The organism is Streptomyces coeruleorubidus, from assembly GCF_008705135.1.
Classification (GTDB): domain Bacteria; phylum Actinomycetota; class Actinomycetes; order Streptomycetales; family Streptomycetaceae; genus Streptomyces; species Streptomyces coeruleofuscus.
In genome coordinates, this window is record NZ_CP023694.1 from 7861269 (window position 1) to 7884496 (window position 23228).

At 71.0% G+C, this 23228-nt stretch carries 16 protein-coding genes; 12 read left to right on the plus strand and 4 right to left on the minus strand.

From position 1 onward, the window contains the following. The first annotated feature begins 53 nt into the window (after positions 1-53). The 9 genes from CP976_RS36175 (at position 54) to CP976_RS36215 (ending at position 12614) form a co-directional block, all read left to right on the plus strand. Positions 54-3776 carry a ThuA domain-containing protein gene (locus CP976_RS36175; protein ID WP_150484108.1) on the plus strand — a complete coding sequence of 1241 codons (3723 nt, stop codon included), beginning with the start codon at positions 54-56 and terminating at the stop codon, positions 3774-3776. 85 nt (positions 3777-3861) lie between these two features. Continuing rightward, positions 3862-5079: an inositol-3-phosphate synthase gene (locus CP976_RS36180; RefSeq protein ID WP_150484109.1), complete on the plus strand. Its 1218-nt coding sequence runs from the start codon at positions 3862-3864 to the stop codon at positions 5077-5079. Beyond that, entirely contained in the window at positions 5076-6125 is a 1050-nt protein-coding gene (locus CP976_RS36185) for an SCO3242 family prenyltransferase (RefSeq protein WP_150484110.1), read from the plus strand. Before CP976_RS36180 ends, CP976_RS36185 begins: the two co-directional genes overlap by 4 nt. Further along, complete coding sequence (locus CP976_RS36190; RefSeq protein ID WP_150484111.1) at positions 6122-7093, plus strand: sugar phosphate isomerase/epimerase family protein; 972 nt, start codon at positions 6122-6124, stop codon at positions 7091-7093. Before CP976_RS36185 ends, CP976_RS36190 begins: the two co-directional genes overlap by 4 nt. Continuing rightward, entirely contained in the window at positions 7090-7968 is an 879-nt protein-coding gene (locus CP976_RS36195; RefSeq protein WP_150484112.1) for an EboA domain-containing protein, read from the plus strand. Before CP976_RS36190 ends, CP976_RS36195 begins: the two co-directional genes overlap by 4 nt. After that, entirely contained in the window at positions 7968-8888 is a 921-nt protein-coding gene (locus tag CP976_RS36200; RefSeq protein ID WP_150484113.1) for a TatD family hydrolase, read from the plus strand. The genes CP976_RS36195 and CP976_RS36200 overlap by 1 nt, the downstream gene beginning before the upstream one ends. A gap of 3 nt (positions 8889-8891) precedes the next feature. Continuing rightward, positions 8892-10061 carry a metabolite traffic protein EboE gene (eboE, locus tag CP976_RS36205; protein ID WP_150484114.1) on the plus strand — a complete coding sequence of 390 codons (1170 nt, stop codon included), beginning with the start codon at positions 8892-8894 and terminating at the stop codon, positions 10059-10061. Further along, entirely contained in the window at positions 10058-11509 is a 1452-nt protein-coding gene (locus tag CP976_RS36210; RefSeq protein WP_150484115.1) for an alkaline phosphatase family protein, read from the plus strand. Before eboE ends, CP976_RS36210 begins: the two co-directional genes overlap by 4 nt. Before the next feature lie 46 nt (positions 11510-11555). Then, positions 11556-12614, plus strand: coding sequence for a sugar phosphate isomerase/epimerase family protein (locus CP976_RS36215; RefSeq protein WP_150484116.1), 1059 nt, complete (start codon positions 11556-11558; stop codon positions 12612-12614). A gap of 148 nt (positions 12615-12762) precedes the next feature. On the opposite strand, the gene CP976_RS36220 is transcribed toward CP976_RS36215, so the two are convergent. From CP976_RS36220 to CP976_RS36235, 4 genes are all read right to left on the minus strand, one after another. Then, positions 12763-14151 (minus strand): OFA family MFS transporter, encoded by a 1389-nt coding sequence (locus CP976_RS36220; RefSeq protein ID WP_150484117.1) that lies wholly within the window; start codon positions 14149-14151, stop codon positions 12763-12765. Positions 14152-14273: 122 nt separating this feature from the next. Next, positions 14274-16418, minus strand: coding sequence for an acetate--CoA ligase family protein (locus CP976_RS36225; RefSeq protein ID WP_150484118.1), 2145 nt, complete (start codon positions 16416-16418; stop codon positions 14274-14276). A 4-nt stretch (positions 16419-16422) separates the two neighbouring features. Continuing rightward, positions 16423-17664, minus strand: a complete 1242-nt coding sequence (gene frc / locus CP976_RS36230) for a formyl-CoA transferase (RefSeq protein ID WP_150484119.1) — start codon at positions 17662-17664, stop codon at positions 16423-16425. Between the two features lie 10 nt (positions 17665-17674). Beyond that, the gene (locus tag CP976_RS36235) at positions 17675-19357 is read right to left on the minus strand and encodes a thiamine pyrophosphate-binding protein (RefSeq protein ID WP_150484120.1); all 1683 of its coding nucleotides are present in this window, start codon (positions 19355-19357) and stop codon (positions 17675-17677) included. Between the two features lie 177 nt (positions 19358-19534). Between CP976_RS36235 and sucC the strand changes: the two genes are divergently transcribed. From sucC to CP976_RS36250, 3 genes are read left to right on the plus strand one after another with little or no spacing between them, the layout of a single operon-like run. Further along, positions 19535-20665 carry an ADP-forming succinate--CoA ligase subunit beta gene (sucC, locus tag CP976_RS36240; protein WP_150484121.1) on the plus strand — a complete coding sequence of 377 codons (1131 nt, stop codon included), beginning with the start codon at positions 19535-19537 and terminating at the stop codon, positions 20663-20665. Positions 20666-20674: 9 nt separating this feature from the next. Continuing rightward, positions 20675-21607 carry a succinate--CoA ligase subunit alpha gene (gene sucD / locus CP976_RS36245; RefSeq protein ID WP_150484122.1) on the plus strand — a complete coding sequence of 311 codons (933 nt, stop codon included), beginning with the start codon at positions 20675-20677 and terminating at the stop codon, positions 21605-21607. A 44-nt stretch (positions 21608-21651) separates the two neighbouring features. Next, entirely contained in the window at positions 21652-23193 is a 1542-nt protein-coding gene (locus tag CP976_RS36250) for an aldehyde dehydrogenase family protein (RefSeq protein ID WP_150484123.1), read from the plus strand. The last annotated feature ends 35 nt before the right edge of the window (positions 23194-23228 follow it).

Below are 23228 nucleotides of genomic sequence, written 5' to 3' on the forward strand. Positions count from 1 at the left end.
CGCACGTCTTCGCACCCATTCCGTACGGCCCATCCCGTTCCCGGAGGGACTTCGTGCACAGAACCGGACCAAGAAGCACCCGCACCCCCAGAGGCCCCAGGCTTCGCACCGCCGTCGCCCTGTTCACCGGCCTGCTCCTGGCCGTGGGCACCCCGGCCACCGTCGCCGGAGCCCAACCCGGCCTAGCGGAACAGGACGAACCGGCAGCCGCAGAAGGCCAGTTCCAGCAGGTGCCGCTCGCCAAGGGCGAACCCGAGACGGGCGAGCCGATGTCGCTCGCCGTGCTCCCGGACCGCAGCGTCCTGCACACCTCGCGCGACGGCACGCTGCGCCTCACCGACCAGGGCGGCGTCACCAAGGTCGCCGGCAAGATCCCGGTCTACAGCCACGACGAGGAAGGCCTCCAGGGCGTCGGCATCGACCCGGACTTCAAGAACAACCGGGCGATCTACCTCTACTACGCCCCGCCGCTCGACACCCCCGCGGGCGACGCCCCGGAGACCGGCACCGCCGAGGACTTCAAGAAGTTCGACGGCGTCAACCGCCTCTCCCGCTTCGTCCTCAAGGCCAACGGCACGCTGGACATGGCCAGCGAGAAGAAGGTCCTCGACGTAGCGGCCTCCCGCGGCACCTGCTGCCACGTCGGCGGCGACATCGACTTCGACGCGGACGGGAACCTCTACCTGTCGACCGGCGACGACACCAACCCCTTCGCCTCCGACGGCTACACGCCGATCGACGACCGTGAGGGCCGCAACCCGGCCTTCGACGCCCGCCGCAGCTCCGCCAACACCAACGACCTGCGCGGCAAGATCCTCCGCATCAAGGTCGCCGAGGACGGCTCGTACACCGTCCCGGAGGGCAACCTCTTCGCCCCCGGCACCGAGAAGACCCGTCCCGAGATCTACGCGATGGGCTTCCGCAACCCGTTCCGGATGAGCGTCGACGACAAGACCGGCATCGTGTACGTCGGCGACTACGGCCCCGACGCGGGCGCCGCCGACCCCAAGCGCGGCCCGGCAGGGCAGGTCGAGTTCGCCAAGGTGACCAAGGCGGCCAACTTCGGCTGGCCGTTCTGCACGGGCAACAACGACGCCTACGTCGACTACGACTTCGCCACCAAGGAATCCGGCGAGAAGTTCGACTGTGACGCCCCGAAGAACACCTCGCCGTACAACACGGGCCTGGTCGACCTGCCGCCCGCGCAGGCCGCCTGGATCCCGTACGACGGCGGCTCCCTGCCCGAGTTCGGCGACGGCTCCGAGTCCCCGATGGCCGGCCCGGTCTACCGCTACGACCCCGAGCTCGACTCCAGTGTGAAGTTCCCCGAGGCGTACGACGGCGACTTCTTCGCGGGTGAGTTCGGCCGCCGCTGGATCAAGCGGATCGAGCAGAACGACGACGGCTCCGTGGCGAAGATCAACGACTTCCCGTGGACCGGCACCCAGATCATGGACATGGAGTTCGGCCCCGACGGCGCGCTCTACGTCCTCGACTACGGCGTCTCCTGGTTCCAGGGCGACGAGAACTCCGCGCTGTACCGGATCGAGAACGCCGAGGACGGCTTCTCGCCGATCGCCGAGGTGAGCGCCGACAAGACGTCCGGGGCGGCCGGCCTGAAGGTCAAGTTCACCGGCTCCGCCAAGGACGCCGACTCCCCGGACCTCACCTACAGCTGGGACTTCGGCGACGGCACCAAGGGCGAGGGCCTCAACCCCACCCACAAGTACAAGAAGGTCGGCACCTACAGCGCCACCTTCACCGCGAAGGACCCCGAGGGCAACACCGGCAACGCCAGCGTCCGGATCGTGGTCGGCAACACCGAGCCCAAGGTGCGGATCGACGTCCCCGGCAACGGCACCCTGGCCGAATTCGGCAAGCCAGTCCCGTTCAAGGTGACCGTCACCGACCCTGAGGAGACCATCGACTGCTCCAAGGTCAAGGTCGTCTACAGCCTCGGCCACGACTCCCACGCCCACGAGCTGACCAGCGAGATGGGCTGCGAGGGCACCCTGAAGCCGCCCCCCGGTGACGGCGGCCACGACCCCAACGCCGACATCTACGGCGTCGTCGGCGCCAGCTACACCGACGGCGGGGCGAACGGCCAGGAGGCCCTGACCGGCACCGCCCGCACCGTCCTCCAGCCGCTGCACCGCCAGGGCGAGCACTTCACCACCCAGTCGGGCGTGTCGGTGATCGAGAAGACCGGCGCCAACGGCGGCAAGACCGTCGGTGACATCAACGACGGCGACTGGATCTCCTTCAGCCCCTACCGGTTCGACGGACAGAAGAAGATGACCGTGCGGGCCTCCTCCGGCGGCGCGGGCGGCTTCATCGAGCTGCGCACCGGCTCGCCCGACGGTCCGCTGCACGGATCGGCGTACATCCCGCCGACCGGCGGCTGGGAGACCTTCCAGAACGTCGACGTGCCGCTGCGGTCGCTCCCCAAGAAGACCACGGACATCTACCTGGTCTTCAAGGGCGGGGAGGGCGCGCTGTACGACGTGGACGACTTCGAGTTCTCCAAGGAGCCGTTCAAGGGCGGCAAGAAGGTCCTGGTCTTCTCCAGGACCGCGGGCTTCCGCCACGACTCCATCCCGGCCGGCATCGCCGCGCTGAAGGAGCTCGGCGGACCGGCCGGCATCACGGTCGACGCCACCGAGGAGGCGAAGCAGTTCACGACGGCCAACCTCGCCAAGTACGACGCGGTGGCCTTCCTGTCCACCACCGGTGACGTCCTCGACGCCGAGCAGCAGAAGGCGTTCGAGAACTACGTGAAGAACGGCGGCGGCTACATGGGCATCCACGCCGCCGCCGACACCGAGTACGACTGGGAGTTCTACGGCGGCCTCGTCGGCGCCTACTTCGACTCGCACCCGGCCATCCAGAAGGCCACCGTCCGCGTCGAGGACCACGACCACCCGTCGACCGCGCACCTGGGCGACGCCTGGGAGCGCACCGACGAGTGGTACAACTACCGCACCAACCCGCGCGAGCAGGCCAAGGTCCTCGCCACCCTGGACGAGACCACCTACCAGGGCGGCACCATGAAGGGCGACCACCCGATCGCCTGGTGCCAGAGCTACGGCGGCGGCCGGTCCTTCTACACCGGCGGCGGCCACACCAAGGAGTCCTACGCCGACGAGGCCTTCCGCGCCCACCTGCTCGGCGGCCTGCAGTACGCCACCGGTCAGGTGAAGGCGGACTGCAAGCCGAGCAAGGACTACCGGAAGATCTTCAACGGCCAGACCCTGGACGGCTGGAAGCAGGCCGGACCCGGCAAGTTCGCCGTCAAGGACGGCGTGATGGAGTCCGAGGGCGGCATGGGTCTGCTCTGGTACCAGGCCAAGGAACTGAAGTCGTACTCGCTCAAGCTCGACTGGAAGATGCGGGGCGACGACAACTCCGGGATCTTCGTGGGCTTCCCCGCCTCCGACGACCCCTGGTCCGCGGTGAACAAGGGCTACGAGATCCAGATCGACGCCACGGACGCGGCCGACCGCACCACGGGCTCCGTCTACTCGTTCAAGTCGGCGAACATCAAGGCCCGTGACCAGGTCCTGCGGCCGCCCGGCCAATGGAACTCCTACGAGATCAAGGTCCAGGGCGAACGCCTCCAGGTGTTCCTCAACGGAGTCAAGATCAACGACTTCACCAACAAGGACCCCCAGCGGAGCCTGACCGACGGCTACATCGGCCTCCAGAACCATGGCGCCGATGACCAGGTCTCCTTCCGCAACATCCAGTTGAAGGAACTGCCCGTCAAGGGCGACTGAACGACGGCGGGCGGGGGACGCCGGACCCCCGCCCGCCGTCTCCTGTCCCTCCCCCCGGGGTTAGCGCACGTTCAGGAGGCTGCACATGTCCGCGTCCCTCTCCCGACCGCGTGTGGGGGTGTGGCTGATCGGAGCCCGCGGCTCCGTCGCCACCACCGTCGTCACGGGGTGCGCCGCCGTCGCCGCGGGACTGCACCCGCCCACCGGCATGGTGACCGAGACACCGGCGTTCACCGACAGCGGTCTGCCCGCGCTGTCCGACCTCGTCTTCGGCGGCCATGACACCGTCGACTGCCCCCTGCCCAAACGCGCCGAGACCCTGACCGCCGGCGGCGTCCTCCCGCCGGGCATCGCCACGGCCGTCGCCTCCGAACTCGCCGCGGCCGAGCGGGAGATCAGGCCCGGTGGCCCCACTCCCGGGGACACCCGGAGCGAGGCCGAACTGATCACGGCCTTCGCCGACGACATCCGCGACTTCGTCCACCGCCATGAGCTGGAACGGGCCGTGGTGGTGAACGTCGCCTCCACCGAACCCACCTCCCAGGGGCCCGACGCACCGCTGCCGGCCAGCACCCTGTACGCGCTGGCGGCCCTGCGCGCGGGCTGCCCCTACGTCAACTTCACCCCCTCCGAGGGCATGCACCACCCCGCCGCCGCCCGCGAGGCCGAACGGAGCGGCCTGCCGTACGCCGGCCGCGACGGCAAGACCGGCCAGACCCTCCTGCGCTCGGTGCTCGGCCCCATGTTCGCCCAGCGGGCGCTGACCGTCCGCGCCTGGTCCGGCACGAACCTGCTCGGCGGCGGCGACGGCGCCGCCCTGGCCGACCCGGCCGCCGCGGCGGCCAAGAACGCCGGCAAGGAACGGGTCCTCACCGACACCCTCGGCACCACCCCCCAGGGCGAGACCCACATCGACGACGTCCCCGCCCTCGGCGACTGGAAGACCGCCTGGGACCACATCGCCTTCGACGGCTTCCTCGGCACCCGCATGATCCTCCAGACCACCTGGCAGGGCTGCGACTCCGCCCTGGCCGCACCCCTCGTCCTCGACCTCGCCCGGCTGACCGCCCGTGCCCACGAGTCGGGCCTGTCCGGCCCGCTCGACGCCCTCGCCTTCTACTTCAAGGACCCGGTGGGGGACGCGCCCTCGGGCCTGGCCGACCAGTACGAGGCACTGACCGGCTTCGCCCGGAGCCTTCGGGAGGCGGGGCCGGGGGAGGGCACGGGCCTCCGGCAGGGCGCCGGAGAGGGCCGCGAGCTCGGCCTCGAGGAGCGGACCAACGGGATGGGGGACCTCCGGTGAGGCGGCGCGAGCGCCGTTGTGGAGGCTCGGGCGGTACGGGTGAAACCTGCAACGAAGGGCATGTCGGCGGCACGGCGTCGTCCACTCCGCCCTGCGGACGCGCCGACCGCCCCGCACGGGGACGCGCCTGGGCCGAACTCCTCCGTCTCCCGGCCCTGTTCAGCGTGCCCGGCGACGCACTCGCCGGCACGGCCGCGGCCGGCGCGCCGCCCAACGCCCGCACTCTGCTCGCCATCGGCTCCTCCCTCTGCCTGTACGAGGCCGGCATGGCCCTCAACGACTGGGCGGACCGCGAGGTGGACGCCGTCGAACGCCCGCACCGCCCCCTGCCCTCCGGCCGCATCCGCCCCGCCGCCGCGCTCACGGCGGCCTGTGCCCTCACCGGAGCCGGACTGGCCCTGGCCGCCCGCGCCGGCCGCCCGGCCCTGGCCGTCGCCGCGCCCCTGGCGGCGACCGTGTGGGCGTACGACCTCACTCTGAAACACACCCCGGCCGGGCCCGTGGCCATGGGCGCCGCCCGCGGACTGGACCTGCTCCTGGGAGCCGCGGCCACCACCGGCCGTACCCGCCCGGCGCTGTCCTCCGCCGCTCTCCTCGGCACCCACACCCTGGCCGTCACGACGGTCTCCCGTCAGGAGGCCCGGGGCGGCTCATCCCTGGCCCCCTTGGCGGCGCTTGCGACGACGGCCCTGCTGACCCGCGTGGTCACGCACCGCCCGTCGGACCACCGAGGGGCAGCCGCTCATGGCCTTCTCGGGCCACGAGCGACTCCGCCTCCAGGAGCTGCGCTCGGCCGGAAACCCACGGCACACCTCACCACCGCCCTCGCGGCCGCTTACGTCGCGGCCACCGCCCGCCCCTACTTCCACGCCACGCTCAACCCCTCACCTCCGCTCACCCAACGAGCCGTCGGTGCCGGCATCCGCGCCACGATCCCCCTCCAGGCCACCCTGACCGCCCGCTCCAAGGGCACGGCCACGGCCCTCCTCATCGCGGCCCTGGCCCCGCTGGGAGCGCGGTTCGCGAAGAAGGTGAGTGTGACGTGAATGCAGGGACCTCTCCCCTCGACGCCCGCCGGCCCCTCCGCTTCGGCTACGGCACCAACGGCCTCGCCGACCTCCGGCTCGACGACGCGCTCTCCCTTCTCGCCGACCTCGGATACGACGGCGTCGGACTGACCCTCGACCACATGCACCTCGACCCGCTCGCCCCGGACCTCGCCGCCCGCACCCGCCGGGTCGCGCACCGGCTGGACGCGCTCGGACTGGGTGTCACCGTGGAGACGGGTGCCCGCTATGTGCTCGACCCGCGCCGCAAGCACGGCCCGTCCCTGCTGGACCCGGACCCCGGCGACCGGGCCCGCCGCGTCGACCTCCTCCTCCGGGCCGTACGCGTCGCGGCCGACCTCGGCGCCCACGCGGTCCACTGCTTCAGCGGGATCGTCCCGGACGGCACCGACACGGACACCGCGTGGAAGCGCCTCACCGAGACCCTCATGCCCGTCCTGGACGCCGCCGCGTCCGCCGGCGTTCCGCTCGCCGTCGAGCCCGAACCGGGTCACCTCCTCGCCACCCTGGCCGACTTCCACCACCTCCGCCGCATGCTCGCCGACCCCGGACCTCTCGGTCTCACCCTCGACATCGGCCACTGTCAGTGCCTCGAACCCCTCCCTCCCGCCGACTGCGTGCGCGCCGCCGCACCCTGGCTGCGCCATGTCCAGATCGAGGACATGCGACGCGGTGTCCACGAGCACCTCCCCTTCGGGGACGGGGAGATCGACTTCCCGCCGGTCCTGGCGGCCCTCGCCGCCACCGGCTACCAGGGACTGACCGTCGTCGAACTGCCTCGCCACTCCCACGCCGGCCCCCGCTACGCCGGACACTCCCTCCCGTTCCTCCGCGACGCCGAGCAGACCGCGGCCACCGTCTCGCCGCCCCCTGCTCCGGCCCTCCAGCAGGCCGCGCCACCCCACGGCGCTCCCTCCACCACCCCTGAAGGGAGCAGCACCCCATGACCCACCCCCGCAGCACACGGGCGGCGAGAACCGACGGCCCCCAGGACGACACCCCAGCCCACGGGGACACCGCCGCACGGGACGCCCAGGGCGCCGAGTCCGCCGCCGCACGGGACGCCCAAGCTCCCGAAGACGCCAACCCCCTGGCGACCACGGACACCCCCAGCACTCCCAACACCCCCAGCACCCACACCACCCACACCACCCAACCCACCCTCGACACCGCCCTCACCTCCTCGCCGGCCGGCCTCCGCCGCCACCTGACCACCCACCTCGATCCCGCCGCCCTCGCCTGGCTCGAGCACGCCCTCGACGAGGCCGCCGCCCACCCCGGCATCCACGGGCCCATCTCCCCGTGGGAACTGCGCCTCGCCGAGGCCGGCCGCCGCTGCGGTGCCGCGTACGCCGACGCCGCACGCGTCCTCATCCTCGACGCGGCTCGTGCCGGGACCGACGCCCTGACGCGGGTGTACTTCCAGGGCACCGCCGACGAGCGCCGCGCCGTCCTGCACGCCCTGCCCCACCTCGTGTCCGGCCCCGGCGCCCTCCCGCTCGTCGAGGACGCCCTGCGCACCAACGACACCCGGCTCCTCACCGCCGCCGTCGGCCCTTACGCCGCCCGGCACCTGGCCCCCCACGACTGGCGCCACGCCGTACTGAAGTGCCTGTTCACCGGCGTCCCCGTCGACCGAGTGGCGGACCTGCCCCGGCGGGCCCGCGGCGACGGCGAACTCGCCCGCATGCTGGGCGACTACGCCGCCGAACGCACCGCGGCCGGCCGCACCGTACCCGAGGACCTGTACCGCGTCCTGGACCTGACCGAGTCCGCCGGCCCGGCTCCCGGCACGGACCACCCCCACGGCAAGGAGTCCTGATGCGCATCTTCGACCCCCACATCCACATGACGTCCCGGACCACGGACGACTACGAGGCCATGTACGCCGCCGGTGTCCGCGCCGTCGTCGAGCCCTCCTTCTGGCTCGGCCAGCCCCGCACCTCGCCCGCCTCCTTCCTCGACTACTTCGACTCGCTCCTCGGCTGGGAGCCGTTCCGCGCCGCTCAGTACGGCATCGCCCACCACTGCACGCTGGCGCTCAACCCCAAGGAGGCGAACGACCCGCGCTGTGTGCCCGTCCTCGACGCGCTGCCCCGGTATCTCGTCAAGGACAACGTCGTAGCTGTCGGCGAGATCGGCTACGACTCCATGACCCCGGCCGAGGACACCGCCCTGGCCGCCCAGCTCCAGCTCGCCGCCGACCACGGCCTGCCCGCTCTCGTACACACCCCGCACCGCGACAAGCTCGTCGGGCTGCGCCGCACCATCGACGTCGTCCGGGAGTCCGCACTGCCCCCGGAACGCGTCCTGGTCGACCACCTCAACGAGACAACCGTCAAGGAGGCGAAGGACAGCGGCTGCTGGCTGGGCTTCTCCGTCTATCCGGACACCAAGATGGACGAGGAGCGGATGATCGCGATCCTGCGCGCCTACGGCACCGAACAGGTCCTGGTCAACTCCGCCGCCGACTGGGGGAAGAGTGACCCCCTGAAGACCCGCAAGGTCGGCGACCTGATGCTGGCCGAGGGGTTCGGCGAGGAGGACGTCGACCAGGTGCTGTGGCGCAACCCCGTCGCCTTCTACGGGCTCAGCGGCCGCCTGAACCTCGACGTCACCGGCACGGAGGCCACCCACGAGGGCAACTCCATCCTCCGCGGCGTACCGAAGGACCCGCACGAGCCGGACCCCGGCCCGGGAGACGGCGGCGAGCCGGCCCGCGTCCCCGCCACGGAGGCGTGAACCATGCGCTTCCGCCACCCCGACGGCTCCACCGTCCACCTCGCCTACTGCACCAACGTCCACCCCGCCGAAACCCTCGACGGTGTCCTCGCCCAGCTCCGCGACCACTGCGAACCCGTCCGTCGCCGCCTGGGCCGCGACCGGCTCGGCATCGGGCTGTGGCTCGCCAGGGACGCCGCCCTCGCCCTCGACACCGACCCGTCCGCGCTGCGCGGCCTGCGCACCGAGCTCGACCGGCGCGGCCTCGAGGTCGTCACCCTCAACGGCTTCCCGTACGAGGGCTTCGGCGCCGAAGAGGTCAAGTACCGGGTCTACAAGCCGGACTGGGCCGACCCGGAACGCCTCGACCACACCACCGCCCTGGCCCGTGTCCTCGCCGGGCTCCTCCCCGACGACGTCGGCGACGGCACCATCTCCACCCTGCCCCTCGCCTGGCGCACCGCGTACGACGACGAACGCGCGGAGAGCGCCCGCACCGCCCTGCTCATCCTCGCCGAACGCCTCGACGCCATCGAGGAACTGACCGGGCGCTCCATCCGCGTCGGGCTGGAACCGGAACCCGGCTGCGTCGTCGAGACCACCCGCGACGCCATCGCCCCGCTCACCGCGATCGGCCACGACCGCATCGGCATCTGCGTCGACACCTGCCACCTCGCCACCTCCTTCGAAGATCCGCACACCGCCCTGGACGCGCTCACCGAGGCCCGCGTCCCCGTCGTCAAATCCCAGCTCTCCGCCGCTCTGCACGCCGAGCACCCCCATCTGCCCGAGGTCCGCGAGGCCCTCGCCGCCTTCGCCGAACCCCGTTTCCTGCACCAGACCCGCACGGCCACCGCCGCCGGCCTGCGCGCCACCGACGACCTCGGCGAGGCCATCGCGGGCCACGCTCTGCCCGACGGCGCACCCTGGCGCGCCCACTTCCACGTCCCCCTGCACGCGGCCCCCGCCGCACCCCTCACCTCCACACTCCCGGTCCTGAAGACCGCGCTCACCCGGCTCGTCGGCGGCCCGGCCCCGCTCACCCGCCACCTGGAGGTCGAGACCTACACCTGGCAGGCCCTCCCACCCGAGCTGCGCCCGCGCGGCCGCAGCCAGCTCGCCGAGGGCATCGCCGCCGAACTCACCCTCGCCCGCGACCTGTTGACGGACCTCGGACTGAAGGAGCTGCCGTGAGCACCCACCCGTCCGCCCCGGGCGCACACCCGGCCCGAACAGGCCCCACACCGCTCCTCGTCCTCGACGTCGTCGGCCTCACCCCCCGTCTCCTCGACCACATGCCCCGCCTCAAGGCGCTCGGCCAGTCCGGCTCCCGCGCCCCGCTGGGCACCGTGCTCCCCGCCGTCACCTGCGCCGCCCAGTCCACCTTCCTCACCGGCACCATGCCCTCAGAGCACGGCATCGTCGGCAACGGCTGGTACTTCCGCGAACTCGGCGACGTCCTCCTGTGGCGCCAGCACAACGGCCTCGTCGCCGGCGACAAACTCTGGGACGCCGCCCGCCGCGCCCACCCCGGCTACACCGTGGCGAACATCTGCTGGTGGTACGCCATGGGCGCCGACACCGACATCACCGTCACCCCCCGTCCGGTCTACTACGCCGACGGCCGCAAGGAACCCGACTGCTACACCAGGCCGGCCGCGCTTCACGACGAACTCACCGGCAAACTCGGCACGTTCCCCCTCTTCCACTTCTGGGGCCCGGGAGCGGATCTCGTCTCCAGCCGGTGGATCATCGACGCGACCCGTCACATCATCCGCACCCGGCACCCCGACCTGGCGCTCTGCTACCTCCCTCACCTGGACTACGACCTCCAGCGCTTCGGACCCGACGACCCGCGCTCCCTGGAGGCAGCCGCCGACCTGGACGCCGCCATGGCACCGCTCCTGGACGACGCCCGCGCCGAGGGCCGCACGGTCGTCGCGCTGTCCGAGTACGGCATCACCCGGGTGAACCGCCCCGTCGACATCAACCGCGCCCTGCGCCGCGCCGGCCTGCTGGAGGTGCACACCCAGGACGGCATGGAGTACCTCGACCCGATGGCGTCCCGTGCCTTCGCGGTCGCCGACCACCAGATCGCCCACGTCTATGTCCGCCGCCCCGAGGATCTCGACGCCACCCGGGCCGTCCTCGACGGCCTGCCCGGCATCGAGCAACTCCTCGACGACGAGGGCAAGAAGGCCCACCACCTCGACCATCCGCGCGCCGGTGAACTCGTCGCCGTGGCGGAACCCGACGCCTGGTTCACGTACTACTACTGGCTCGACGACGCCCGCGCGCCCGACTTCGCGCAGCTCGTCGAGATCCACCGCAAACCCGGCTACGACCCGGTCGAGCTCTTCATGGATCCCCTCGACCCCTACGTCAAGGTCAAGGCGGCCACCGCGCTGGCGCGCAAGAAACTCGGCATGCGCTACCGCATGGCGGTCGTGCCGCTGGACCCCTCACCTATTCGCGGCAGCCACGGCCGCCTCCCGGCGAGCGACGACGACGGTCCGCTCCTCATCTGCTCCACCCCCCGCGCTGTCGGCGACCGCGTCGCGGCCACCGATGTGAAGTCACTGCTGCTCCGACTCGCCGGTCTCGCTGAGGACGGACCCTCAGTCCCGACTGGTCACAAGTGAAGCACTCACCACTGACAACGCCCCGAGATCACGAGGAGTTCCACGCATGAGCCGCTTCTCCCAGCCCGACCCCGAACTCACCCAGCGCCTCAGCAGACGAGGCATGCTCGGCGTGGCCGCGGGCGCCACCGCCGCCGCCCTGCTCGGTGCCGCCGCCCCCGCGACCGCCGCCACCGGCAACGCGGCCGCCACCACCGGCACGGCCTCCGGCGCCAAGGGCCGAGGCCGTCCCGTCCTGCCGCCCGGCCGCCTCGGCATCCAGCTCTACAGCCTCCGCGACAAGGTCTCCACCCTCGGCTTCGGCCCCGTCTTCGCCGAACTGGAGAGGTACGGCTACGACGAGGTCGAGTTCGCCGGCTACACCCAGGGCTCGGCCGGCCCCATCACGCTCGCCCAGCTCAAGCGGCTGGCCCGGAACCACGGCCTGAACCCCATCGGCAGCCACGTCGGCTACTACTCCAGCGACCCGAACGCCTACACCTTCGCCCAGAACCTCACCAAGGTCCTCGACGACGCCCAGGCCCTCGGCCTCAAGCACGTCGGCACGGCCGCCGGCCCGTTCCGCTACGGCTCGACCGTCGACGCCTGGAAGCGCGCCGCCGAGGACTTCAACACCTACGGCGCCGCGGCGAAGGCCAGGGGCATGAAGTTCTACCAGCACAACCACTCCGAGGAGTTCTCCTTCGCCACCGACAACCCCAAGGTCCGCCTCTACGACGTCCTGCTCAAGGAGACCGACCCGGACCTCGTCTACCTGGAGATGGACATCTACTGGGCGTACGTCGGCCAGTTCCGCTTCTCCAAGCGGCCCGACGGCACGCCCGCGCCGTTCGAACCGCTCAACTACGTTCTCAGGCAGCCCGACCGCTACCCGCTGTTCCACGTCAAGGACGGGGAGAGCGACCCGTCGAACCCGTACGGCTACCGCATGACAGACGTGGGCGACGGCGACATCGACTACCAGCGGTTCATCTCCGCCGTGACCCGGCTGCGCGGCCACCGCATGGCCCACCACTGGCAGGCCGAGCACGACAACCCGGCCGAGTCCTTCACGTTCGCGCGCCGCTCCAGCGCGCACCTGCACTCCCTGAGGGAGAAGTGCTGACGCCGTAGGAACGTGAGGAGGCCCCTCCCCGGCCGGGGAGGGGCCTCCTCACGTGTGGGACGGTCGACCATCGTTGTCGCGGAGGGGACGGTGTGCGGCGCCGGACGGTGCGTGCGGGCTGCTTGCCGCGGACGGCTCCGCGGTCCTGTCAGGTGGTGTCCTCGCCGAGCGGTTGCGGGTTGGGAGCGATGCGGCGCGTGTCCTTGTCGCGTCCCGGCGGGCTGAGGAACACGGCCACACAGCCGGCGAAGAGCGAGATGGAGCCGGCCAGGACGAACGCGCCGGAGTGTCCCCAGGCACCGACGACCACGGCCCCCATGCCCGCGCCCAGACCGGAGACGAGCTTGGCGCTGTAGACCATGCCGTAGTTGGACGCGTTGTTGTTCTCACCGAAGTAGTCGGCGGTGAGGGCCGCGAACATCGGGAAGATGGCACCGCCGCCGAAGCCGGAGATCGAGGAGAAGATCAGGAACAGCGGAAGGTTCTCGGCCTCCGCCGACCAGAGGATGCCGTACTGGGAGAGGCCCAGGATGACGCACACGACGAGCAGGCACCGTTTGCGGCCGTACAGGTCGGAGAGCCAGCCGATGACACCGCGGCCGGTACCGTTGACGATCGCCTTCAGCGACATGGCCGTGGCGACGATCCCGCCCGCGAACCCGGCCTCCTCGCCGATCTCCACCTGGAAGGCGATACCGAAGATGTTCACGCCGGACGTGCACGCCAGGCAGAACCACATCAGGGCCACCCGGCCGGTCTTCCACGCCTCCTTGGGGGAGTACTGGCGCACCGCCGGCGGGTTCATGCGCAGGGAGCGGGCCGCGCGCGGGTCCTCGGGCGGGTTGAGCGGGTCGATCGAGGCGGGCCACCAGTTCTTCGGCGGGTCCTTGAAGAAGTAGCCGGAACACGCGACCACCCCGGCCAGGAACACACCCACCGAGACCAGCACCCAGCGGAAGTTGGTCAGGTCCATGTAGCCGTTGAAGAGGAAGACGAAGGGCACCGAGCCGTAGGCGAAACCGCCGTTGACGAAGCCGGTCTTGCCGCCCTTGCGCTCCGGGTACCACTTGCCGACCATGTTGACGCAGGTCGCGTACACCATGCCCGCGCCCATGCCACTGAACATGCTGAAGCCGATGTAGGCGAAGACGACGTGCGGTGCGAAGGCCAGCGACAGATAGCCCAGCAGCGTGCCCGCCGCGCCGCACAACATCGCCCAGCGGGCCGGAAGCCTTCCGCTCTCCCGCAGCTTGCCCGCGGGGAAGGCCACCGCGGCCTGGAAGAAGACCCACACGGTCATCATCCAGAAGATGTGCATGCTGTCCCACGCGTGTGCCGTGTGCAGGGTCTCCTCGGCGGACGCGAACGCGTACTCGGCGGAGGAGATGCCCATCATGCCGATCCAGGGCAGGATCACCATCCACTTGCGTTTGCGCCCCATGATGTCGATGTCGGTCTCACCGAGGCGGTAGACGCGTCCGTTCGCGTCGGTGACCTCCCGGTAGGGAACCGTGGTGGGCAGATCGGTCGTTGTCATGTCGTGTCGCACCCCTTGCGTCGAAAGATCTGGCCAGCGCCCCCTGTCCCATGCCTTTCGTGCGCGTGCGGGTCCCGGGGCCGGCCGACGCGCACCGTCGGCCGGCCCCCCGCTGCCTCACCTCATGTACCGCCCCCCAGCAGCCCCGCCTCCCGCGCCCAGCGGTACTTCGCGCCGAGCACGGCCACCGGCTTCTCGGTCGTGTACGGGTATGCGACGACCCCGCGCTCGAAGAGGTACTGGCAGGCCTCCTCGACCTCCACGTCGCCCGCGAGCGACGCCACGACCGGCTTCTCGATCCCGCGCTCCCGGAACTCGGCCACCACGCGCGCGGTGAGCTCCGCGAAGACCATGGGAGGGGTGACGATGGTGTGCCAGTAGCCGAGGACCAGCGCGTGGATGCGCGGATCCTCGAGCCCCAGCCGGATCGTCGCCTCGTACGTCGACGGCGGCTCGCCCCCGGTGATGTCCACCGGGTTGCCGGCGGCCCCGAAGGGCGGGATGAACTTCCGGAACGCCTCGTCCAGGTCCGGCGGGATCTCCATCAGCGACAGGCCGTTGTCCGTCACCGCGTCCGAGAGCAGCACACCGCTGCCGCCGGCGCCCGTGATGATCACGACGTTGTCGCCCTTGGGGGCGGGGAGCACCGGCAACGCGCGCGCGTACTCCAGCATGTCGTTCAGCCCCGGCGCCCGGATGACGCCGGCCTGCCGCAGGATGTCGTCGTACACGGCGTCGTCGCCCGCCAGGGCCCCGGTGTGCGAACCGGCCGCCTTCGCGCCAGCCGCCGTACGGCCCGCCTTGAGCACCACCACCGGCTTCTTCGGCACGGTGGCCCGCGCGGCCTCCACGAAGGCGCGCCCGTCCTTGAGGTCCTCCAGGTGCATCGCGATGCACTCGGTGTGCGGGTCCTCCCCGAACCAGGTCAGCAGGTCGTCCTCGTCCAGGTCCGACTTGTTGCCGAGCCCGACGATCGCCGACACACCCGTCTTGGTGGTGCGGGCGAAACCCAGGATGGCCATCCCGATGCCGCCCGACTGCGAGGTCAGCGCCACCCCGCCCCTGACGTCGTACGGCGTGCAGAACGTGGCGCACAGGTCGTGCCAGGTCGAGTAGTAGCCGTAGATGTTCGGCCCCAGCAGCCGGACGCCGTGCCGCTCGGCGATCGCGACGATCTCCGCCTGGAGTTCGTGTTCACCGGTCTCCGCGAACCCGGAGGGGATCAGTACGGCGTTCGGGATGCCCTTGCGTCCCACCTCCTCCAGGGCCGAGGCCACGAACTTGGCGGGGATCGCGAAGACCGCCACATCCACCTCACCGGGAACGTCGGTGACACTCTTGTACGCCTTGCGGCCCAGAATGTCATCGGCCTTGGGGTTCACCGGGTGGATGTCGCCCGCGAAACCTCCGTCGACGAGGTTGCGCATCACGGAATTGCCGATCTTGCCCAGTTCGTTGGAGGCACCGATGACGGCGACCGAACCCGGCTGCATCAGACGGCGCATCGACGTGAGGATCTCGTCCCGCGAGTACTTCCGGCGCGGTGCGGGCTGCGACTCGGCGAGGATGACCCGGATGTCGGCCGCCACCGCCCCCTCCGCGGTGGCGATCACCGGGTTGAGGTCGACCTCCGCGATCTCCGGGAAGTCGGCGACGAGTTCCGACACCCGACGGATCTGCTCGGCGACGGCCCACCGGTCCACGCCCGCCTGGCCGCGCACCCCGCGCAGGATCTCCGCCGACCGGATCGAGTCCAGCATCGACAGCGCCTCGTCCGCGTCCACCGGTGCGAGCCGGAAGGTGACGTCCTTCAGCACCTCGACGAGCACCCCGCCGAGCCCGAAGGCGACCACCTTCCCGAACGTCGGGTCCGTGACCGCCCCGACGATGACCTCCTGCCCCTTGGGCAGCAGCTCCTGCACCTGCACACCCGAGATACGGGCCTGCGGGTCGTAGGCACGCGCGTTGTCGACGATGGTGCGGAACGCGGCCCGTACGTCGGTCGCGCCCTCGACGCCGACGATCACCCCGCCGGCGTCGGTCTTGTGCAGGATGTCCGGTGAGACGATCTTCATCACGACGGGCCCGCCGAAGCGTGCCGCGAACGCCACGGCCTCGTCGACGTCGGTCGCCAGTTCCTCGCCGGGTACGGCGATCCCGTACGCGTCGGCGATCACCTTGCCCTCGGGCGCGGTGAGCGCGGTCCGCCCCTCGGCCCGCACGGAGTCGAGGAGGCCGCGCACCCGCAGGACCCGGTCTTCGGCCATCACGTCAGATCACTCCGTTCGACTTGAGCAGGCGCACTTCCTCGTCGCCGAGGCCGAGTTCGCCGACGTAGACCTCTTCGTTGTGCTCGCCGAGGAGAGGTGAGCCGGTCACCTCGACGGGAGAGTCGGACAGCTTGAGCGGGCTGCCGACGGTGACGAACTCGCCGCGCTGCGGGTGCGGGACGGTGACGACCATCTCGTTGGCCACCAGCGACCGGTCTTCGATGATCTCCCTGGTGGACAGGATCGGCCCGCACGGGATGTTGTGCGCGTTGAGCCGCTCCAGCACCTCCCACTTGGGCAGCGTCGAGGACCACTCCTCGATCAGCTGGAACATCTTGTTGAGCTTGGGAAGCCGCGCCTCCGGCGTCGCCCACTCGGGGTCGTCGGCCAGCTCCGGCCGGCCGATGAGCTCGCTGATCGGCCGCCAGCCGACGGGCTGCACGATGACGTACACGTAGTCGTTCGGGCCGCCCGGCGCGCACTTGACCGCCCAGCCGGGCTGGCCGCCGCCGGACGCGTTTCCGGACCTGGGAACCTCGTCGCCGAAGTCCTCGTTGGGATATTCAGCGAGCGGCCCGTGTGCCAGGCGCTGCTGGTCCCGCAGCTTCACCCGGCACAGGTTCAGTACAGCGTGCTGCATGGCCACGTTGACCCGCTGCCCGCGCCCGGTGCGCTCCCGTTGGTAGAGCGCGGCGAGGATGCCCGCCACGGCGTGCACGCCCGTCCCCGAGTCCCCGATCTGGGCCCCCGTCGCCAGCGGCGGCCCGTCCTCGAAACCGGTGGTCGACATCGACCCGCCCATGGCCTGCGCGACGACCTCGTACGCCTTGAAGTTGGTGTACGGGCCCTCGCCGAACCCCTTGATGGAGGCGTAGACGATACGTGGATTGATCTCCTGGATGCGGTCCCAGGTGAAGCCCATCCGGTCGACCGCGCCCGGTCCGAAGTTCTCGACCATGACGTCCGAGCGCCGGATCAGCTCGGTGAGGATCTCCTTGCCGCGCTCGGTCTTGGTGTTGAGGGTGATGCTCCGCTTGTTGCAGTTGAGCATCGTGAAGTAGAGGGAGTCGACGTCCGGCAGGTCACGCAGCTGCTTGCGCGTGATGTCGCCGGTCGGCGCCTCCAGCTTGACGACGTCCGCGCCGAGCCAGGCGAGCAGCTGGGTCGCGGAGGGCCCGGACTGGACGTGGGTCATGTCCAGGACGCGGATGCCTTCGAGGGCCTTGGTGGACGGAGCAGTCATCGGGGGCACCTCACTTGTACATGGTCTGGTTCATGGTTCCGGGGGCGTACGCGTCGGGGTCGACCCAGACGTTGATCAGGGAAGGCTTGCCGGACTCGCGGGCGCGCCGCAGGGCCGGGCCGATGTCGGCGGGGTCGCGGACCTCCTCGCCGTAACCGCCCAGCATCTGGGCGAACTTGTCGTAGTGGACGTCGCCGAGGGTGTTGCCGATCCGCTCGCGGTCCTTGCCGTACTTGGCGGCCTGGCCGTAGCGGATCTGGTTCATGGAGGAGTTGTTGCCGACGATGCCGACGAAGGGGAGGTCGTAGCGGACCAGAGTCTCGAAGTCCCAGCCGGTGAGGGAGAACGCGCCGTCACCGAAGAGGGCCACCACTTCCTTGTCGGGCCGTGCCTGCTTGGCCGCGAGCACGAAGGGGACGCCGACGCCGAGCGTGCCCAGGGGGCCCGGGTCCATCCAGTGCCCGGGCGACTTGGGCTGCACGACCTGCCCGGAGAAGGTGACGATGTCGCCGCCGTCGCCGATGTAGATCGAGTCCTCGGTGAGGAAGTCGTTGATCTCGCTGACCAGCCGGTACGGGTGGATGGGCGAGGCGTCCGACTTCAGGCTGGGCAGCCGCTTCTCCAGAGCGGTCTGCTCGGCCGCCCGCAGTTCGTCCAGCCACTCCTTGCGCATGGACGCCCCGCCGTTGACGCGCCCGGAGGCCGCCTCGGTCACCGACTTCAGCACGAGCCCCGCGTCGCCCACGATGCCGAGGTCGATGTCGCGGTTCTTGCCGACCGTGCGGTAGTCGAGGTCGATCTGCACGACGGTCGCGTCCGGCGACAGCCGCTTGCCGTAGCCCATGCGGAAGTCGAAGGGCGTGCCGACGATCACGATGACGTCGGCGTTGGAGAAGGCGTACCGCCGGGAGAGCTGGAAGTGGTGCGGGTCGCCGGGCGGGAGGGTGCCACGGCCGGCGCCGTTCATGTATGCCGGGATGTTCAGCGTGCGCACCAGCTCGGTGGCCGCCTCGGTGCCCCGGGTCGTCCACACCTGACTGCCGAGCAGGATGGCCGGCTTCTCGGCGTGCACCAGCAGGTCGGCGAGCTTCTCGATCGACTCCGGGTCGCCGGCCGAGCGGGTCGACGCGCGGTAGGCACCGGCCTGGGGCACGCGTGCCTTGGCGGTCGGCACCTTGGCGTCCAGCACGTCGCGCGGGATCTCCAGGAAGGAGGGGCCCGGCGCGCCGTGGAAGCACTCGCGGAACGCCATGGAGACCATGTCGGCCGCGCGTGCCGTGTCCGGCACGGTCGCCGCGAACTTGGTGATGGGGTTCATCATGTCGACGTGCGGCAGGTCCTGGAGTGACCCCATCTTGTGCTGGGTGAGGGCTCCCTGACCGCCGATCAGCAGCATGGGGGACTCCGCGCGGAAGGCGTTGGCGACACCGGTGACGGCGTCGGTCGTCCCCGGGCCGGCGGTGACCACGGCGCAGCCGGGCTTGCCGGTGATGCGCGCGTACCCGTCGGCGGCGTGGGCGGCGACCTGTTCGTGGCGTACGTCGACGACTTCGATGCCCTCGTCGACGCAGCCGTCGTATATGTCGATGATGTGGCCGCCGCACAGCGTGTAGATGCGCTCGACCCCCTCGGCCTTCAGTGCCTTGGCTACGAGATGACCACCGGAGATCACGTCCTGGGTGTCGTCGGGCATGGCGAAGTCCTGTCCCTTCGTAGGGGGTTGGAACGACTCACGGTACATTGCATACAGTCGACGAATACTGTATGAAGCTTGTTATCCCGCATCCGGTGGGTGGTGTCCAGGGGGCGTGCGGCATTTTCGGGGGTCTGGGGGTCGCTCCCCAGAAGACACAGCAGGCAGGAGCCGGAAATGGACCTGTACGAACATCAGGCAAGGGAACTCTTCGAAGAACACGGCATCTTGGTGCCGCGGGCCGAGGTGACGGACTCGCCCAAGGAGGCCCGTGAGATCGCACGCCGGCTCGGCGGCCGGGTCGTGGTGAAGGCCCAGGTGAAGACCGGTGGCCGCGGCAAGGCAGGCGGGGTGAAGCTCGCCGCCGACCCGGCCGCCGCCGAGCTCACCGCCCGTCAGATCCTCGGCATGGACATCAAGGGCCACCGGGTCGGCAAGGTGATGCTGGCCCAGCCCGTGGACATCGCAACCGAGTTCTACATGTCCTACGTACTCGACCGCGCGGCGGGCCGCTTCCTCGCGATCGCCTCGGCCGAAGGCGGTATGGAGATCGAGGAGGTGGCCGCCACCCGTCCCGAGGCCGTGGCCCGCATCCCGGTCGATCCCGCCGAGGGCGTCACCTCCGCGAAGGCCGGCGAGATCGCCGAGGCGGCCGGACTGCCACCGCAGACCGTCGACGTCCTCGTACGGCTCTGGGACGTCCTGGTCCGCGAGGACGCCCTCCTCGTCGAAGTGAACCCGCTCGTCCGCACCGGACAGGGGCAGATCCTCGCCCTCGACGGCAAGATCACCCTCGACGACAACGCCCGCTTCCGGCAGGCACGCTGGGGCGCCGACGACACCGAGCACGACGACCCGCTGGAGGCGGCGGCCGCCGCCAAGGGCATCGACTACGTCAAGCTCGACGGAGAGGTCGGCATCATCGGCAACGGCGCCGGCCTCGTCATGTCGACACTCGACGTGGTCGCCGGCTGCGGCGCGCGCCCCGCCAACTTCCTCGACATCGGCGGCGGAGCGAGCGCGCGGATCATGGCGGACGGACTGTCGGTCATCCTCTCCGACCCGGCCGTGAAGTCCGTCCTCGTCAACGTATTCGGCGGGATCACCGCGTGCGACGCGGTCGCCGACGGCATCGTCCAGGCCCTGGGCACCGTCCGCCTCACCAAGCCGCTCGTCGTGCGCCTCGACGGCAACAACGCGCCCCGGGGCCGCGCCATCCTCGACGAGCACGCGCATCCGCTGGTCCAGCAGGTCACCACCATGGACGGCGCCGCCCGCCGTGCCGCCGAACTCGCCACCACAGCCTGAGGGGACGTCATGGCCATCTACCTCACCAAGGAGAGCAAGGTCCTCGTCCAGGGCATGACCGGCAGCGAGGGCATGAAGCACACCCGGCGCATGCTGGCGGCCGGCACGAACGTCGTCGGCGGCGTCAACCCGCGCAAGGCGGGCCGCACCGTCGACTTCGACGTCCCCCAGTGCCTCAAGGGCCTGGGAGGTGCCCCCATGGCCGTACCCGTCTTCGGCACGGTCGCCGACGGGATGCGCGCGACCGGGGCGGACGTCACCGTCGTCTTCGTGCCGCCCGCCTTCGCCAAGGCGGCCGCCGTCGAAGCCGCCGACGCCGGCATCGGCCTCGCGGTCGTCATCACCGAGGGCATCCCCGTCCACGACTCCGTCGCCTTCACCACGTACGCCAGGGAAAAGGGCACACGGGTCGTCGGCCCCAACTGCCCGGGCCTCATCACTCCCGGCCAGTCCAACGCGGGCATCATCCCGGCCGACATCACCAAACCGGGTCGCATCGGCCTGGTCTCCAAATCGGGCACGCTGACGTACCAGCTCATGTACGAGCTCCGCGACATCGGCTTCTCGACCTGCGTCGGCATCGGCGGCGACCCGGTCGTCGGCACCACACACATCGACTGCCTCGCCGCCTTCCAGGACGACCCCGACACCGAACTCATCGTCCTCATCGGCGAGATCGGCGGCGACGCGGAGGAACGGGCGGCGGCCTACGTCCGCGAGCACGTCACCAAGCCGGTCGTCGGCTACATCGCCGGGTTCACCGCACCCGAGGGCAAGACCATGGGGCACGCGGGCGCCATCGTGTCCGGCTCGTCCGGCACGGCACAGGCGAAGAAGCAGGCGCTGGAGGCGGCCGGGGTGAGCGTGGGCAGCACCCCGACCGAGACGGCGAAGCTCGTGCTGGCGCGTCTCGAAGCGCGCCTCGGAGAACAACGGCAGTGAGCCAGGTCCCGCCCCCGACCGTGCACCGAGAGCGGAGCAACCCCATGCCACCCACCCTCACCCTCAAATCCGGCACGACCTGGACCGACGCGTGGCAGCGCTGCCTCACCGCCGCGCCCGAGGCCTTCCGTGACGACCGCGTCCTCAACCTCTGGAACGCCGCCTGGCAGGCTGACGGCCGGGTCCTGCCCGCCGTCAGCCCCGTCGACGGCAGCCCCATCGCCGGCCCGCCGCGCCTGGACGAAGCCACTGCCCGCCGGGCCGTGCGCGCCGCCCTCGACCAGCACCGCGCCTGGCGTCACCTCCCCCTGCCCGAGCGCCGGGCCCGCGTCGCGGCCACCCTCGACGCCCTCGCCGAACACCGCCGGCTGCTCGCCCTCCTGCTGGTCTGGGAGATCGGCAAACCCTGGCGGCTCGCCCTGGCGGACGTCGACCGGGCCATCGACGGGGTCCGCTGGTACGTCGACGGCATCGAGGAGATGGTCGACGGCCGGGCCCCGCTGGACGGCCCGGTGTCCAACATCGCCAGCTGGAACTACCCGATGAGCGTGCTCGTTCACGCGGTGCTGGTACAGGCACTGGCAGGCAACGCGGTCATCGCCAAGACCCCGACCGACGGCGGTGTCGCCTGCCTGACCCTGGCCTGCGCCCTCGCCGCGCGTGAGGGGATCCCCGTGACCCTCGTCAGCGGCAGCGGGGGCGAGCTGTCCCAGGCGCTGGTGCGCGCGCCCGAGATCGGCTGCGTCTCCTTCGTCGGCGGCCGCGACACCGGCGCCGCGGTGGCCACGGCCGTCGCCGACCTCGGCAAACGACACGTACTCGAACAGGAGGGACTCAACACCTGGGGCATCTGGAACTACTCGGACTGGGACGCGCTCACCGCGGTCATCCCCAAGCTCTTCGACTACGGCAAGCAGCGCTGCACGGCGTACCCGCGCTTCGTCGTCCAGCGGCACCTGTTCGACGCGTTCCTGGCGGCGTACCTCCCTGCGGTCCGCACGCTCAGGGTCGGCCACCCGCTCGCCGTGGAGCAGCCGGACGACCCGTACCCCGAGCTGGACTTCGGGCCGGTCATCAACGCGGCCAAGGCGAAGGAACTCCAGGACCAGGTCGCCGAGGCGATCGAGCGGGGCGCCGTGCCGCTGCACCGCGGCAGTCCGTCCGACGCCCGCTTCCTGCCCGGCCAGGACACCTCGGCCTACGTCCAGCCGGTCACGCTCCTCAACCCGCCCCCGTCCTCCCCGCTGCACCACGCGGAGCCGTTCGGCCCGGTCGACACGATCGTCCTGGTCGACACGGAGGCGGAGCTGCTGGCCGCGATGAACGCCTCGAACGGCGCGCTGGTGGCCACGCTGTCCACGGACGACCGGGCCACCTATGAGCGGCTCGCCCCGCAGATCCGCGCGTTCAAGACCGGCCACGGCCGGCCCCGTTCCCGTGGCGACCGAGACGAGCTGTTCGGCGGGCTCGGCGCGTCCTGGCACGGCGCGTTCGTCGGCGGCGAGCTGTTGGTGCGCGCGGTGACACGGGGGCCGGCGGGGGAGCGGCTGCCGGGGAACTTCCCGGAGTACCGGTTGCTGCCGTGAGGACCGCCAGTGCCAGGTGCTGCCGTAAGGGCAGG